The sequence below is a fragment of the Amylibacter sp. SFDW26 genome (assembly GCF_009184395.1).
Taxonomy (GTDB): Bacteria; Pseudomonadota; Alphaproteobacteria; order Rhodobacterales; family Rhodobacteraceae; genus Amylibacter.
Window position 1 is genome coordinate 1 of record NZ_WEIC01000006.1, and the last position, 15,574, is coordinate 15,574.

The following is a 15,574-nucleotide window of genomic DNA, read 5'->3' on the forward strand; positions in this document are numbered from 1 at the left end:
CGACAACTTGAAGTTTGCAGTAGAATTGATCTACCCAATCGCGATGGAAGAAGGCTTGCGCTTCGCTATCCGTGAAGGTGGCCGCACTGTAGGCTCAGGCGTCGTTTCTAAAATCCTTTAATATTAGATTTAAAGGCCTGAATTTTTAAGGGTAGCCATCTTGGCTGCCCTTTTTCCTTTGCCATATGCAGTTGCCCCTTGCAAAAGTAAGAATCCTTGCGTATCTGAGCTTTACTTTGGTTATAGGGGTTTAGCTCAGTTGGTAGAGCATCGGTCTCCAAAACCGAGGGTCGTGGGTTCGAGTCCCTCAGCCCCTGCCAAAGTTATCCATATATAACAGTTATTTAGAAAAATTACCCTCCTGTATGGATGGCTCTGTTTGTATCTGGGGGACATATAGGGGACATTTTGTATAAAAACCTCTAAATTTACCAATACACTTGAGGCGAGCACTTACGTTTCATAATTATATTTAAGAGGAATTATATGTTTGATAAATTATGGGAACTCATTGTTCCAAGTAAAAGCAGCGGGAGTCTAAAAGAAAACTTTATACGATTAATTGTTTTTTCCATCGGTCTAGGGGTAGGTATTTATGCTTCAGATGAGTACATAAATGGAGCGTTAAGAACATCGCTAGAAATATCAAAGGATGAAATTAAGAAAAATAGAGAAAAAGTTTCACAGCTTGAAGCCGCACTCGTCTCTCTACAGGTTGAAAATAATGATTTGGTGGAGGCATATAATCATCCTAAGATACTTGCCGCAAAATGCGCAACAATTGAAAAGCGTATAATACAAACACAAAATGAACGTGAAGGCATAAGGGATAGGCTCGCCGCGCATAAATCAAGTGTTATAGCGTTTGACAATGAAGGGCAGGTTATTGAAAGGAAAGAAAGTCCTGAATATTATAGAGTACTTAATGAAGAAAGGCGGCTGATTGACCGCTTAGAAGCCTTAAAAGTAAGGTTGGACAATTGTTTTGAGACAAAGGATTAAGTGGAACGAAGTTAGAATGGCGTCTTTTTATTTCCCGATAGACCGCCTCCGAAAACCCATTCGCAATGTTAAGTTCTAAGCTATTTCCGTTTTTTTCAGGCTTTTGGCTTCCGCAACCATAACATTTGATAACAGGCGCGAACCTTACTCTGCGGTTATTTGAGTGAGTTTCTAACGTTTCCATAATGATGAAAATACACTGTTTGTTATTAAGCCGTTTCTGGACAACATCTAATATGTGTGAATATATCATTAACTATAAATTCATATTGAGACATAAATGCGTATTCTGAAAACACTATTAGTGACGATTATGCTGACGGCTATATCGAAGAGTGCCCTATCCGCTCAAATTTATGACGATGATTTATCCCCCGAGATAATCCCAAACCTTAAAGTTGTGATTTGGGATGGCGCAGATAATGGATGTTGGACTAACCTGGGCGAAGCAAAAAATTACGCAGCGGATAAGTTAACAGAATTAGGTTATAGTATTGATGATGAGGCCCTCAATTTCTTCACAATCGTTGTCCATTCGACTAGGGTTAATAACGGTGGTTGTTATGGCAAGGTTGATATTGAATTAGCCTCATATACATTACATGAAGATTTAGCTGGCTTATTTGTTCATGCTATTGAAGGTGGAATTTTTACTGGCCATAAAAACGCAAACCTAATGGTTCTTGATTATATCAAAAAGTTAACTGATGCGATGGGCGAGAAACAACGTAATTAATGACGATTTTTAAACAACGAATTAATAGAAAGATAAATTCATGCATTACATAATGAAGTTAATTTCAGCCGTAGGAATTGCCCTGTTTCTCGCTACTTCTGTCCAAGCAGAAACTATAACCCCACAAGAAGCGTCTCATTATGCGGGAAGTGCAATCACTGTCGAAGGTGTCGTTAGTCAGGTTAAAACAACAGGCGGTGGCACAACATTTATCAACTTTGGTGGGCGTTATCCCAACCACGTCTTTTATGGCGTTATTTTTAGAAGCAATCAGGATCGGTTCTCTAAAGTCCACTCCTTAGAAGGTAAAACAATTTCAATCAGTGGGACAATTGAATTCTACAAAGGCAAGCCGCAGATTGTCCTTACGTCACCAAATCAGATTAAGCTGCGTTAGAGCTGGCAGGCGATGTGGTGGCCGTAGTGTGCGTGTCCTCGCGCTGGCGGGTTTGTTACGCATCAGATGTAAGCATAACGGCGGTATATATGTTTCTTGCGCGTCTGGTTGAAAGTGGAAGTATTGTAACAACGGGAGGCAGGACATCTGTCTTAGGGGTATATGATGAGAGCTAAACGTCGCCGTAGTCAGCATATTGTTAGGGGGCGAAACTTGCCGCCAAAGCAAACAAAGCTTGAGAAAATAAAAAATAGCTTTCTATTTTTTATTGTCGAGATGTTAGTAATATTCTCTGCTATTGCAGGGTTGTTTTTCACAGCTATGCAAGCGTATGAATCCAAAGCAATCAATCTAGCTACACTTAGGGAAATACGTGAGGCCCGCTCGGAACGTGCGGTTATTATGTACAATACAGCTGTTGACCCTCGCACGGCTCCTGCTGCTCGCATAAAAACATTACAATTTCTAGTTTCTGCTGGTGAAACCCTATTTGGCATTGATCTATCTTGTTCAAAAATTGGGGTAATGGAGGAAAATGAACTTGGAATTACAGAATGTGTTGGTAGACCTAATCTTATAGGGATTGATTTTTCAGAAACAACTCATGGGATTCAGGCCAACCTAGGCGTTGCTAAGTTAATCGACGTAGACTTTAGGCGTGCTAATTTGAGCGGTGTGAGGTTGAGTGGGGCTAAGTTAAGTGGGGCCCAATTTACTGGTGCGGATCTGCGTAATGCTGATTTACGCGGAGCAGATTTGAGTGGTGCAAATTTTACAGGGGCTCGAAATACAGAATATGCAGATTTTACTGGCGCATGGGCTTGGCATGACATGCCGCCTGTTGGGCTTGATGTAAAAATCACCTCATGTGTTTTTGATAGTAGTGGAGATAATCGTTTGCAAAGTTCTAATATATGTAGGGTGTTGGAGTTGAAAACTGTAGAGAGCAAATAGGGAAATTTTATGTTCGTTTTAATCCTAAGAACGCTGGGATGGCTGGGTTTGTTGTCGGGCGCATTCAACATTAGTATCAAGCTGTTTGGTAGCGAACAGGCTGTACGTGAATATGCAGGAGCTAGCAGGAACCTAGACGCAGCTATTTTGATGATTGCGATTTGTATCATCTTCCTGGCATTGGCTTCTATTATGGCAAAACTTGAAGGTGATTAGAGCAAAATGGGTGGGAATGCTTATCGTCTCCATGAGGCCATTAGGAACCGTTTTCCACTTATAGTTTCAGATAATATTAAGTCGGCATACCAAAACGACCATTCCCAAATAGGTTCATTAGGCAACTCGTTTGCTTGTATCCCGAGTCTTTTTATAATTTTTGGTCGTTCATGAAGTAGAGGTTCAAATTCTTCAATTATCTTACAACAAAAATCCGCATGACGAGTATGGGCTACTGCGGTTCCTGTTGTTGAAAGCATTGCAGGTATAAGAAATTTTCCATCTATTTCGTCAATTGTATTTATACCGCGTCGTGTCAGTTTTGACTTATCTTCATTAATTGGATTTGAAGCCAGGCCTGCGACGCCTATCAGTTCGTTCCCGCTTTGAGCGTGATATTCGGAAACAGCTTCACGTAATGATCCGTCATCGAAACTTTTATGATCACCTAACATAATAAATAGAACCTCATCACGGCTTACGCCAACAAATAGAAGTTCTTTACTTTGGCCTTTTCGGTTACCGTTTTTATTAATGGGCACTAAGTGTAGATGATGAACATCATAAGCGTTAAGCGCCATGTCTTTGCCCATCCAGTTGATACCCTTTTTCTTAGTATCTAATGGCGAATAGCACTCCTTGAGTATTTTCTCTGAAAGGTACGGTTTGAGGTTACCTCCCTCGTTTATAATTTTTATTAACTCGTTTAACTCAGAAGAAAATTGTTTAGGATTATTTCTTTTCTCAAAGCCATCCCAGCCCATAACTCGCCGCTTTCTCGGTGGGATGAAACGATCCACCCAATTCATGTATATAGTCACGAGAGAGTTAATAGACATGTCGAGAAGCTCTTTGCGGACTTGGTCATCACCAGGCTTGCTTGGTATCAATCCTATTACCAGTTTGCGAAGAGATGCAACACGTTCTTCAGACATAACCAAATGGTCAATCTTCTGGTCTACCTTGGGATCATGATAATCCATCTGAATATTTCTCTCACTTATAATTTTCGATTGAGAGCAACAATCCAATCTTCCATTTACCCCACTTAGCAAAGCCGCCCAGTGTGGCAAGCCAACCCCGTTTTTTAGAATTTTTCATTTGATGGTTTATATTATTCTGTGTAGTCATTGGATACTCCATTTCCTTGAGTCTTGGATTAGGCGAGGCGGGCTACAAGGCTTCAAATTTTGAAACCCGCTTCGCGTTACTTATATCTCGGTTGTTATAATCTTCTTATTTGTAAAAGCTCAGAACCATACTTTTCAATGAATCTTCTTTGTTGACATAAAATTAGTTTGTCCGAATCCATTATATTCACTTAACATATTGATTTCATTTTATTATTACTGGTGATTTCAAATGTGAATTTAGTTGACCTTAAGGTACTTATCCTAGTGGAACCTTTGGTGCATTGGACAGATAATGTTATTCTCTTAATCTTTCTTCATACATATTGAGGAGAAAATAAATGGATAATCACTTTTGTTATAGCGAATGCTTTCTTTGCAAGAAGCGATACCGAGTAGGTCCAAACATATACGATGGTAGGAGAATACCTGCGTATGAAATAAGTATTTGTATGCTTTGTTATCGTAGCAATTGGGATGGGTTTACGAAAGTTGACGCAGAGAAGATTGAAGCGCACTTAAAGGCCAATGGGTTACATATACCAAAACGTAACGAGAAAGGTTGGTTACCACGTGATGGTGAATTTAAGCTTGTCGAGATAGTAGGTATAGATTTCAGCTAAAACAGAAATTTGCATTCTGTAAACTAATACATTATATATTGGTTATGGATTGGGCTTATCTCGGTCGGCATTTGGGTTCTGGATTTCTGGGACCCCTTTGTTTTTTAAGGTTATGGAAATTGCTTTATTACACCCATCTTTGTGAGAATAGTATCAAACGCTCTGTTAGGTTGTTTTGGACGAAGAGTATTTAAGGCAATAGGGCGAGCAGTTAAGTCTGCGAATTGAAGCCCTGTTGAGTTAATTGCCTTCTTAGCAAACACTGGTTCCATCTGTACTGCTGAAAAGTCTCTTTTAATCCAGCCCCAGCTATTTTTTCCACTGACAATTTGTCTAAATTTAAGTTCTAATTCAGCATCTTCGGCTTTACCTCTACATTCAAAAATTACATGAATGAGTTTATTCTTTTGACCATTTTCACATAGGAAAAGCAGAAGCCTTTCGAGGCAGAAGTGTAGTGCGATTTCATAAGGATTCCATGGGTCTGGATATTTCTCTTTGTGTTTTATCTTATCGACAGTTGAAGCAATTACCGTAAAAGGCGCGTCCTTCATTACAGTATGTAGGTCTTCGTAAAAACTTTCTCGTAAGGTCTTATCTCCTCTTAAAAAAGCAAAATCTCCCTTTGTTTTACGAATTTCATGTTCGTGCAAGATTACGGAATCGTGACCCCAATATTTAAACTTTAGGTTTTGTACAGCAGGCACTACTTCAGTTGTGTATTCGTTTTTTGCTACGATACAAAACGACAACGAAAAAACTGGAAAGTCCATATCGATAGTTTTTAGAGAGTGGTCCCCACTCTCATCAACATAAACAACATAGTCTGAAAAATCAGTCACAATAAATCATCAATATTGTATCACTTTGGCTTTGGTGGTGGCGGGGGTGACGGCCATGGGCTAGGTGCATCTCTTATATCTTTTGGTGTTGGATCGGGTTCGCGTGCCATAAATTTTACCTTAAAGTGATTATATGAATGATTCTATTGATGATAATACAAGAATTTTACTTGAAGCATATAGACTTAGCGAAGAACGCTTAAAGGCTCAAACAAGTTCTGCTTTGGCTGCAGATTCTAGAGCTATGGCTTTTGCTGGATTATTAGTTGCTGCATCTGCTATTCTCGCAGGTCTTTCAACAAGTTCCCCAAATACTGACGGTATGTTGTGGGGCGCTGCCATATTGATAATAGCTGCAATATTTTCCGGTTTAGCAGCAAGACCCATCGATTTTTATATGGCAGGAGCTAAAGCAGGCGATGTATATATTGATGCTTCTCAGAGCGACTTTCTTGAAGAAATAAAGCAACTCAGCGGCTTTAACGATAAGCATATTGTGGAAAATTATAGGAAGATGAAACACAATAATGATTTATTCAGAATATCTTTTGTTTGTGCTTTGCTTGGAGTGGCGTGGCCAATTTTAGTTCAACTATGCACGCCTTAATTACCTATGCCCGCACAATACTTAACTCGAGAAGAGCTATGCGCCCGCGTTTGAGAAACACCAATGACCAAGTTTACAGCAGAGTTTGGCAATCTGACCTTGGGTTACGCCAGCAAGAGCTTCAACGTGTGGGTCGTATGATATGGGATTGGTCGGGGGTTTGATTTACACGTATCAACCTAAGCGGTTAATATTATGTGAAATATACTGCTTAGATGGAATCGGTATATAATGTAACCTGAGCACATGAATTTTATATTATTGTAGTGAAATTTATTAAGAAGCGAAGACCTCGAAAAGTAATGTTTTAGGTGGTATAGTAAATGGGAAATGCATTTAAAAAAATACAGAAATATTTTGAACCCCAAGAGGGTTGGGCACTTGAAACACCACTTCAATTTAAGCGCCAGAGAGAATTTCATGCACTCTGGATAGGCATCATTGCATTTACTATGCCTGCTCTTCTTTATTATTCCAACCGAACTTCCGAATGCTTTAGAGATACAATCAGCCACACTTATTACACTCCATTCTGGGGTGACATTTTTGTTGCCTTAACCGCATTTGTTGGTGTTTCATTATTGTTCTACAAGGGTCAAAGCAAAGCCGAACGGCTACTCGCATTAATCGCGGGCATCAGCGCTATTATTGTCGCAATTGTACCAACCACAGGTACGGGTTGTGAAACTACCTATGCAGCTTCACGAGTGTTCCTTTTTAGCGATACGGATAATGCACTTAAGGATGCCTTTGTTCCTGGAGAGTATTATTCGACAATTCATGGTGTTGCCGCTGGAGTTCTGTTTCTAATGCTTACTATTTTTAGTGTTTTTGTCTTTACCGCAATTGATAAGTCCAACAAGTATCAGATTAAAAGTGCTAACCGAAATAAAGACATTCGAAATATCATATACAGGATCACAGGCAGCATAATGCTTGCCACGCTAATACTGCTTGCTACGAACAAATTCTTCGGTTTTCCTGATTGTGATATTTTCGACCCAAATATAGGTATTGGAAAAAGTCACCTCATTTGTGAAGATAATGATAAACTATTCTCATCCCGCAGCTGGGACCATTTCAATCTTACATTTTACTTTGAATGGCTCGCGTTGGCTTCATTTGGGGGAGCTTGGTTTGTGAAGGGGCGAGGTGGGGGTTTCCTTTTACTAGATGAAACGCCTAATCGAACAATTTCAAAACCGTGGTGGTGGCCTTTACGGTTTGGGGGAAGTTAAACATCTATCCAAGATAGGAACTATTAAAATTATTATTTATATTTATGGGGAGAATTACTGTCATGACTACATCTAAACACTTTTTTACAAGCCTATTAGTTGTCTTTTGTCTTGTTGGTTGTACTGAGCGCTCTATGACAAAAAAAGAAGTTGCTTATATTGATGCGTTTCATGGTGAAACTGTTGATACAGAAAGCATAATTTTTGCACGTGGATTGCGGTGGGGGGTTCGAAATGTATTAAAAGATATACGTAGCAACCCCGAAATGTTGAAATCAATTCAAGAGAATAATATAGACCTCAAGGATGTAAAAAGCTCATTATTAACAACTGCTGCCGTTGTGGTGGGCAACAAAGTATATTTCCGATCAGATATATATTTAGATGATTTTGGCGATAGTCCTTTTGAAACGGATCGTGCGCTTGTTGGTCATGAGGTTACACATGTTTGGCAATGGCAGAATAGACAGGAAACGGGCTATAACTTATTCAAAGTTGTGAGTGAGCACATCAAATACAAAGATCCATATTATTACGATATTATACCTGGTCAAAAATATGGAGAATATCGATTTGAACAACAGGCCGAAATGGTTGAAGATTACCTATTGCTTCGCTTGACAGACCCTCACGGGAATAAAACTAAAAAGTTGGCAAACGTTTTATCTCCCGCCTTCCCAAATGCGGTTAAATGATAATGTCTTATTCTAGGTCGTATGTATGGTGTTGAGTTGGAAATTGATAAAGAAATCGGGAGTGTATTTTGAATAGAAGTTTTATGTCAGGTATCATTGGCGGAGTTATAGCGACTGTTGTTGGTGGTATAATACTTACAATGCTTGACCCTTTATTTGGTAGAGCAGCATATGATAAATTTGGGGTAGCAAATAAGGTAACTACTGGTGCGCAGTTGGAGCCAGACATCCCATATAGAGTTTTTTCAAGTGAGAAATATCGCCTGAAGGCAGGAGGGTTTCTTTCAGTTGATATTGAGCAATCACCAAGAGAGAATAGACCACAAGGGGCTTCCCTTGATGTCAGGTATGTCTCTGCTAGTAATAACACCCAGTTTCCAATTGATTTTGTTCAATCTGGTAGTTTTGAAACACCACGAGGTAAAGCTAGTATCGTTTTATTAAAGAAAGCTACCGTACGCGATGATAGTTATGTTGTCTTATATCAAGTAGAGGATGAAACTTAGTTAACGCTGGATTGGATGAATAAATCATGCATCTGACTTTGATTATCGCCGCAATAATATTCGTAGGTATAGTAACAATTGCTGAGGCTAACGAAATCACAGGAAAAGTTACACACGTAAGAGATGCGGATACTATCGAAGTGAACGGCATTCCAATTCGCTTTAATGGCGTTGATGCACCAGATAAAGGCCAAGTAAATTATTATGCTGGCAAAGAGTGGGTGCAAAACAATTATCTCGGCAGAAAAGTTAAATGTATCTTAACAGGTGCAAAAACCTATGACCGCTGGGTTGGTACTTGCTATGGTGCTAAAGGTGAAAATATTAGCGTAAGAGTGATAGGTGCAGGATGGGCTAGGGATTGCCCTAGATATTCTGGTGGAAAGTATCGTAAATACGAGACCGCACGGTCTCGTTCTGTCCCTATGAAAAAGTACTGTAGATGACAACTAATAAAACACTTCTTTGTTGAAGCGATTTATCTAGGGTCAATTACAGTAAAAATTTACTGGCAAAGAAAGCGAGGGTTAATATCGAAATCAAAATTGACATAGCCATGATTGCGTCTGTCATTCCCTTAAACACAAATTTACTATGAGACTTCATAATTGTTTCAGCATATGTTTTTGTAAAAAACCGTAACCTAGGATTGCTTTGCGTCATTCCATATTGAGCATTCAGCATGGCGAGAGTCTTTTCATCCAAGCCAATATCTTGATGCCTCAATTCACCACAAGAAAGTAACCATAAATCGTGGTTGATTGCCATACATTGTACAGAAATACCGTCTCTGATTCTTATTTGAAGGTAAAGGAAGCGCAGAGATACAATATAAATTGCCGCCACAATGCACAGAAATAGAATATCTATTGGCTTTGAGAATACAGTAAGTTCTGGAGCTTTAGAGAAAATAAACACAGAAAATGCTGCAATAAAACTAACCACTGCATAAATCACATTTTCTTTATGGGTATAGTAAGCATAAAAAATAGGATCTGTATGCATAAGCTGCTGTTTGTAAGCTTCTAGTTTTTCTTCATTGTTCATTTACATTTCCCCTTTATCCAGTCTCGTTAAGATTTACCATATTCGAAGAATAGGCATTATACTGATCGAGTAAGCTATCACTTCCCACCGAAACTACAATATTCTCGAACTAAACGCGAAGCTTGCTTCTCTGAGGCTGAGTTGCGAGAAATTTTCACTACTGCGCTGCTTACTGTTTGCCACAACTAAATCATGTGGAAACGACCGTATATCGAACCACTTAAAACAAGTACCATCACCAGTGGTCTTGTCTCCACATACTATAGGGTGATTATGACGCCGTATGAGCGCGGATCGAAACACATTTAAGTCCAACAGCCACCAAAGTGTTAAGCCGTCTCCAGTCTCGTTAGAATGCCCATAGAACATCCAGTCGCCATGCCCTTCGACTATCTTGGCAAGCTCTGTCTTAGCTCCTGACGCCACCTTAGCTCGAATGGTGAACTGATACGGAAACATGTGGGCGACGCCGTGTCTACGTATCCTGACGGCTATACGCTTGTCTCTGGCATTCAACATCATCAAGTCAGTGGCTTCACGCATATCATTTAAGTCGGGAGCTGTGTCTAGCAAATGACGCCCTACGATGTGTTGAACCTCTGGTAAAAACTTATCTGACCAATTCCTATTTCGAATATAGCAGTTCATTGGAATTACTCCCTTTGAAATGCCCCCGTTAAAATATCTTGTTGTTTATTTAGGCTGTTGATGTGTTTCTTTCAAAACGTTGTGGCCTCAAATCACTCCAATTCCCAACATTGTTTACTCATGTCATATTTTGCATGTGGTTGCCCCGTAACCCAGTTTGGAGTGAAGGCGTTTGCGATAACCTCATCACCAACGAAATGTACACTGTCTAATACATACATGCCATCAGGTGCCGTTTCCTTTAATAGTTTCATAAACTCCTGCTTATGGTAGATTAGTTTTTCGTGAACGGTTTGGGTATCTGCATTTGCTACCCCTGCTAGCGGAGTAACGGCGGCGGCGGTTATAAAGGTTCTACGCTCCATAATTAGGCCTCTGACTTTTTATGTTTATGCTCTGCGGGGTTATGTAAAATACTGCTAATGTCACTAACCCTGTCAGATAGATTTCCGAGAATATTTATAGATTCATAACTTAAAATTTTAATTGCTTTGCGCTCATAATAATCATCAATTGAATGTGAATGTTGAGCCATTTCACTGATTGCAACGGAATAAGCAAAAAGAAGGTCTACATTTGTACCAAGACCATAAACTGCTGTTGCTGTGGAACTGTAGTCATCATCGAGCATTTTTTTAATTTGATTAGCAGCGTCTTCGTAATTGGTTGGCAGGGATTCTTTATATAATTTCTGCTTGGCTCTTAACTTCTCAACTTTGCTCTTATAATCTTCCCAGCCTGCTTGGTACACTTTCGCGCAACCATTTACTTCTTCGTTTTCCCAGTCAGCTACAGGTCTAGGCTTTTCAAAGGGTGAATCCGTATTGTTTGTACAAATTTGATTAATAGACATTTTGTTCTCCGATTTGTGATTGGATATGTGATTAAGGCGGGCTGTTTTTAGGCCGCCAGCTTGAAAACGTGAGTTGTGCGCGGACGCTCATCCTTTTTGGTAAAGTCCACGACAACAAGTTCACCACCCGTAGCGTTGATAAGGTCACGCTTTGTCTTTGGCACCGCTAGTGCGGCTGCTGGAGCGGGTGTAGTTGGGTTCGGGCCTGTTGGTGCTTCAATTTTTGCTAGTTCTGCCTTTAGCTCAGCTTCGCGTTTAGAAATGTCCATGGAAAATGGCTTGTTTTGCAAAAGGGCTATCTGAGTTCGGATTGCGTCGCTACGACGCTCTGACATAGCTTTAAATGCGTCTAAGGCAGTTTTAGCCTGCTTCTTTGCCTCATCCCATGCTTGATACATTGCGTATCGCATGTTTGTTTTGTTGTATGGGCGGTTTTGCATGATTTCCCAGGCGCGGATCATAATCGCTTTACGGTTATAAATTGGGGTAGCGTCTTGAATATTTACTAGTTCGATATGCATCACTTCCACTTTCTCTTATTGCTTTTTTTGTAACGTTGTTATAAGAATATATAACGGTGTGCTTATTGTCAATGTATAGTTGTAACATTTGCACAAATAATTGTAACAAGGGAATAATTATAGTGAAATCAATGCAATTGCGAATGGCTAGGGCCGCTATTGAAATGGGCACGAGAGAGCTTGCATCATTGGCAGAGGTGTCACCTGCCACAATATCCCGCTTTGAAAAGGGCAAGGGTGGCCTACAATCCGCAACGAGCGATAGGATTCAAAGCGTTCTTGAAGGACGGGGCGTCATTTTTTTAAATGACGGTGCCGTGTCTGTTGGTGCAGGTGTGTCGATGAAAACGAAAGATGAAAGCGTTATTGAAAGCGAATAAGCCTTAAATAAACAACCCCACACTACGGCACTGTAGATGGGGTTAGCGTTTTATTATCAAGGCTATACGCTTAGTCGCTATGATTTTCCTTACAAGTATCAAGCATAATTTGCTCAAGTTCTTCGGGTGATAAGTTTTTGCCGATATCGAATACCATAGCCACGTAATTTACGTATAATTTATCACTACCCTTAAGTATCAAGATTTTACCAAATTCTGTTTTAGCCTCACTGCTTAACTTTAGTTTAAGCTGTGTAACAGCGCCATCAGTGTCATATCCACGATCCCTCAACTTAGCCATGTAGAGAACATTGTCTGTGTTATCTTTGCATTGCTCTAAGTTAGTTTTAGTTTTTGATTGAGAAAAAGCTTCGTCGGGTGCGAGGATTAGAGTGATAACTAAGATTAAGTATTTCATAAGAATGCTTTTAAATAATATGCTGATAAACTAACCCTCTTTTGAGACAAAACAACCCGAAGAACGATTTTTGTCATGCCCTAAAGGGAAGGCTTGGCTATGTTCAGTAATAAAAGCGAGTGCTCCACCTATTGAATAACTTTGATTATTTATCGAGAGAAACAACCGCCCTTATAGTGGAATATGCTCTAAGCTTGCACCAAATTAATCTGACCACCGTTTTCAATCTCTTCATTGATTACAGGGATAAGCTGACCCAATAGGCTGTTTGCAAGCACGCTATCACCAACATCCAAGAAAACTGTACGCGATTGACTTTGCTGTGAGGTAGTTGATGCAACTGAACCAGCAACCGTACCTCCCGATACAGAACTAGAAGATGAACTATTTATGGAACGAATGGCAGCAACAAAACCAGCACCCTTTGCAACAACTGCTGCTGCTTTAGCAAATCCAAGCGTCCCTTTCTCCAGCTCCCTAGCCGCACCTCTATATGTGCTTATGAGTGCGTGGGCTGCTGCGGCGGCTTGTGCCAACTTAACTGCTTTTTTATTAGTTGACCCAAGTGCATTTAAGATATCCGATCCGCCCTTTAATACACTTTGAACACCAAAACGGTTTGTTGCGTCCCTAATCTGACCAAGACGTTCTTGATACTCTTCCTCTAGGCGTAACTTAGCCTCATTATGTCCGCCCAATACTGCAAGCTCAGCTTCATTAGCTGCTTCTAACAATTCAAGCCCTTCTATGCGCCATTCCTCTAGGACTTCACGTTGCGTCTTTAAACTCTCCACTAAACTATCCAGCTCAGTGTTTCTGTTTGTTGTTGATCGACCTGACCTGCCGCCTGCTTTAGTTTTAGTTGGGATAGTACTGTATCTTTGAGGGTCTGGTGCTTCAAAGGGTTGTATTTCGCTCTTTGATGCATTTAGTGACTTCATAAGAAGCTCTGCGTTCGTAGCTGCGTTGCCAGTTTCCTGTGTGACTTTCTCCATTGCCCTTTTAACAGCATTAGCTGCTGCTTCGGCGTCGTAAGTTGCTTGCTCCATGTTGCCCATTTCAATTAATGCTTCACGCAACTGTGGGGGCAAATCAGAGGCTTCAACATTCATCTCTGAAAACAAAGATTTTATATTACTAAGTGCTTCCTGTTGGCTTTCAAACGTCTGGGCAGCTTCAAATTTTAGGAAAGCCTCATTTAATCTAGCAGCTTCTTGATTTGTTACTCCAAATTCTCTGCTAATTTTTGCTAAGCTATCTCGAAGTTCCGCACCGCCTGATAACATATGCTGTGCGCCTGTTGTAACTGCAGTAAACCCAGAGAATGTATCACCTAGAACTGCAGTTAAGCCTTGCAGCGCCTCTGATGTTTTAGCCAGCCTAAGCTCCGCCATATTTTGCGCTAAAGTAACAACAGCAAGTGAGTTTTCACCATACTTTGCTGTTAAATCTGTAAGGCTAATATCAAGAATGTCATTGGTAGATTTCAAATCCATCATAACTTGGTCAAGTTGCTTTATAGCATCCTCGACATTTGATACGTTTTCTTTAAGCGAAGACATAGCAAAAGCTATTGCGGGGATGCCTACTGCAGCCAACACACCAACAGCAGCACCTACCGCACCAAACGCGCCAGCCAATTGCGGTAATTGTTGTGCAAGCGCTACACTTGCTCTTGTTCCGCCTTGGAGCTGAACAGCAATATCCTGCAATTGAAATGATACTTGTTGTATTCTGGCTTTTGTTTGCCCTGACACATTAGATAATTGCGCAAAATTACCCTTAAGAACATTTGATTTTGCGGCTGCATTTGTGGTTTTTGAGGCAACCCCATCAACAGCACGGCCTAATGTTTTTATATTAGCTGTTGCTGATGCAGTATTAGCCGTAGCTTTAACTTTAATTTCAGGTATCGCCATGGTTTTCTCCATATATGTTGCTTGCTTTTGTGATGTGTTTCATTGCCTTCCTCATTATTGGACTTCTGATAAATCGACGGCAGGTAAAGTTAAGACTTCCCAACCTAGAGAATTCGCCACTCGTGCTTTCTCAAGAGCGGCTTGGTCGTTGATATGTCCACCATCGCTGATTATGATTAATCGCCTTGGTTCGGGCGGTAGCTCTAGTTCTGCTAGGCTTTCATTTGTTAAACATGCCTATACTTCGGGATCATGCTCTGAGAGCCATTCAAATGCGACTAAACCTGCATCTATGCTTACGGATATAACGAGTGCGCCTGTGCCGTTTGTAAGCTTTACGTATCCGCCTAGGCATTCACCAATAATTGCCTTTGGTTTATCATCCGCAATTTCACCTTGCTCCGTGAAATAAGTACAGTGAACCGCTTTAGAATTATGAATACTTCCAACCATTGCGTCAGACCATGTGTCAGAAGGTGAATGGTAAATATTACTCACAAACCTAAGTGTGGCTGGTATTGGAACCTTTACATATAAATTCCTAATATAGGTTTCTGCTTTCGTCCCTGAAATAGGAGTAGATGAACCCCACAGTAATTGAGCTTCTGCCAATTGTCTTTCACTTGATTGTATCATCAGATGCTCCCATCATTTATTAAGGCTGATAGTGAGCGGCCCATTTCATTAGCTAGTTTACGCAATTGTTCCGCCTCTTGAGTGCGTCCACCGTGCTTATAGGCGTTGGCATTAATACCTGACTTTGACCCACCACGAGCTCCATGCATTCGGCATACTGACCAACCCCTTACGGCAGGAGATTTACAAGGTTTCCCAGTTCGTTT

Annotated in this window: 22 protein-coding genes and 1 tRNA gene; 13 read left to right on the forward strand and 10 right to left on the reverse strand. The window is 40.5% G+C overall.

Features of this window, described 5'->3' with window-relative positions:
• The 7 genes from F9L33_RS14560 to F9L33_RS14590 all read left to right on the forward strand — a co-directional run.
• Positions 1-121: hypothetical protein (locus F9L33_RS14560; RefSeq protein ID WP_152142957.1), on the forward strand; the 121-nt coding region annotated here is incomplete at its 5' end.
• Between the two features lie 123 nt (positions 122-244).
• Positions 245-320, forward strand: a tRNA-Trp gene (locus F9L33_RS14565).
• A gap of 166 nt (positions 321-486) precedes the next feature.
• Positions 487-1,002 (forward strand): hypothetical protein, encoded by a 516-nt coding sequence (locus F9L33_RS14570; protein ID WP_152143545.1) that lies wholly within the window; start codon positions 487-489, stop codon positions 1,000-1,002.
• 280 nt (positions 1,003-1,282) lie between these two features.
• Positions 1,283-1,738: a hypothetical protein gene (locus F9L33_RS14575; protein ID WP_152143546.1), complete on the forward strand. Its 456-nt coding sequence runs from the start codon at positions 1,283-1,285 to the stop codon at positions 1,736-1,738.
• Between the two features lie 40 nt (positions 1,739-1,778).
• Positions 1,779-2,135 carry a nucleotide-binding protein gene (locus F9L33_RS14580; protein WP_152143547.1) on the forward strand — a complete coding sequence of 119 codons (357 nt, stop codon included), beginning with the start codon at positions 1,779-1,781 and terminating at the stop codon, positions 2,133-2,135.
• Between the two features lie 165 nt (positions 2,136-2,300).
• Positions 2,301-3,089 (forward strand): pentapeptide repeat-containing protein, encoded by a 789-nt coding sequence (locus F9L33_RS14585; RefSeq protein ID WP_226804150.1) that lies wholly within the window; start codon positions 2,301-2,303, stop codon positions 3,087-3,089.
• A gap of 9 nt (positions 3,090-3,098) precedes the next feature.
• Entirely contained in the window at positions 3,099-3,305 is a 207-nt protein-coding gene (locus tag F9L33_RS14590; RefSeq protein WP_152143548.1) for a hypothetical protein, read from the forward strand.
• 20 nt (positions 3,306-3,325) lie between these two features.
• On the opposite strand, the gene F9L33_RS14595 is transcribed toward F9L33_RS14590, so the two are convergent.
• From F9L33_RS14595 to F9L33_RS14600, 3 genes are all read right to left on the reverse strand, one after another.
• A complete protein-coding gene (locus tag F9L33_RS14595) occupies positions 3,326-4,288 on the reverse strand; it encodes a hypothetical protein (protein ID WP_152143549.1) in 963 nt (320 codons plus the stop codon).
• A 13-nt stretch (positions 4,289-4,301) separates the two neighbouring features.
• Positions 4,302-4,436, reverse strand: a complete 135-nt coding sequence (locus F9L33_RS16015) for a hypothetical protein (protein ID WP_255478445.1) — start codon at positions 4,434-4,436, stop codon at positions 4,302-4,304.
• A gap of 732 nt (positions 4,437-5,168) precedes the next feature.
• Positions 5,169-5,900, reverse strand: a complete 732-nt coding sequence (locus F9L33_RS14600; RefSeq protein WP_152143550.1) for a DUF3800 domain-containing protein — start codon at positions 5,898-5,900, stop codon at positions 5,169-5,171.
• A gap of 133 nt (positions 5,901-6,033) precedes the next feature.
• On the opposite strand from F9L33_RS14600, the gene F9L33_RS14605 reads away from it, so the two are divergent.
• The 5 genes from F9L33_RS14605 (at position 6,034) to F9L33_RS14625 (ending at position 9,392) form a co-directional block, all read left to right on the forward strand.
• Positions 6,034-6,507, forward strand: a complete 474-nt coding sequence (locus F9L33_RS14605) for a hypothetical protein (protein WP_152143551.1) — start codon at positions 6,034-6,036, stop codon at positions 6,505-6,507.
• 323 nt (positions 6,508-6,830) lie between these two features.
• The gene (locus tag F9L33_RS14610) at positions 6,831-7,745 is read left to right on the forward strand and encodes a hypothetical protein (RefSeq protein ID WP_152143552.1); all 915 of its coding nucleotides are present in this window, start codon (positions 6,831-6,833) and stop codon (positions 7,743-7,745) included.
• 62 nt (positions 7,746-7,807) lie between these two features.
• Positions 7,808-8,440, forward strand: coding sequence for a hypothetical protein (locus F9L33_RS14615; RefSeq protein WP_152143553.1), 633 nt, complete (start codon positions 7,808-7,810; stop codon positions 8,438-8,440).
• A gap of 68 nt (positions 8,441-8,508) precedes the next feature.
• Positions 8,509-8,946 (forward strand): hypothetical protein, encoded by a 438-nt coding sequence (locus F9L33_RS14620; RefSeq protein ID WP_152143554.1) that lies wholly within the window; start codon positions 8,509-8,511, stop codon positions 8,944-8,946.
• Positions 8,947-8,972: 26 nt separating this feature from the next.
• Positions 8,973-9,392: a thermonuclease family protein gene (locus F9L33_RS14625; RefSeq protein ID WP_226804152.1), complete on the forward strand. Its 420-nt coding sequence runs from the start codon at positions 8,973-8,975 to the stop codon at positions 9,390-9,392.
• 46 nt (positions 9,393-9,438) lie between these two features.
• On the opposite strand, the gene F9L33_RS14630 is transcribed toward F9L33_RS14625, so the two are convergent.
• From F9L33_RS14630 to F9L33_RS14645, 4 genes are all read right to left on the reverse strand, one after another.
• A complete protein-coding gene (locus F9L33_RS14630; protein ID WP_152143555.1) occupies positions 9,439-9,993 on the reverse strand; it encodes a hypothetical protein in 555 nt (184 codons plus the stop codon).
• A 740-nt stretch (positions 9,994-10,733) separates the two neighbouring features.
• Positions 10,734-10,895: a hypothetical protein gene (locus F9L33_RS15850; protein WP_193222067.1), complete on the reverse strand. Its 162-nt coding sequence runs from the start codon at positions 10,893-10,895 to the stop codon at positions 10,734-10,736.
• 113 nt (positions 10,896-11,008) lie between these two features.
• A complete protein-coding gene (locus F9L33_RS14640) occupies positions 11,009-11,494 on the reverse strand; it encodes a hypothetical protein (RefSeq protein WP_152143557.1) in 486 nt (161 codons plus the stop codon).
• Positions 11,495-11,541: 47 nt separating this feature from the next.
• Positions 11,542-12,015, reverse strand: coding sequence for a hypothetical protein (locus F9L33_RS14645; RefSeq protein WP_152143558.1), 474 nt, complete (start codon positions 12,013-12,015; stop codon positions 11,542-11,544).
• Positions 12,016-12,137: 122 nt separating this feature from the next.
• Between F9L33_RS14645 and F9L33_RS14650 the strand changes: the two genes are divergently transcribed.
• On the forward strand, positions 12,138-12,395 hold the full coding sequence (locus F9L33_RS14650; RefSeq protein WP_152143559.1) for a helix-turn-helix transcriptional regulator: 258 nt from the start codon (positions 12,138-12,140) through the stop codon (positions 12,393-12,395).
• 70 nt (positions 12,396-12,465) lie between these two features.
• Here F9L33_RS14650 and F9L33_RS14655 read toward each other — a convergent pair whose 3' ends face one another.
• The 3 genes from F9L33_RS14655 to F9L33_RS14665 form a co-directional block, all read right to left on the reverse strand.
• The gene (locus F9L33_RS14655) at positions 12,466-12,813 is read right to left on the reverse strand and encodes a hypothetical protein (RefSeq protein WP_152143560.1); all 348 of its coding nucleotides are present in this window, start codon (positions 12,811-12,813) and stop codon (positions 12,466-12,468) included.
• A gap of 188 nt (positions 12,814-13,001) precedes the next feature.
• Positions 13,002-14,732 (reverse strand): hypothetical protein, encoded by a 1,731-nt coding sequence (locus F9L33_RS14660; protein WP_152143561.1) that lies wholly within the window; start codon positions 14,730-14,732, stop codon positions 13,002-13,004.
• 237 nt (positions 14,733-14,969) lie between these two features.
• On the reverse strand, positions 14,970-15,368 hold the full coding sequence (locus tag F9L33_RS14665; protein ID WP_152143562.1) for a hypothetical protein: 399 nt from the start codon (positions 15,366-15,368) through the stop codon (positions 14,970-14,972).
• Positions 15,369-15,574 lie beyond the last annotated feature (206 nt).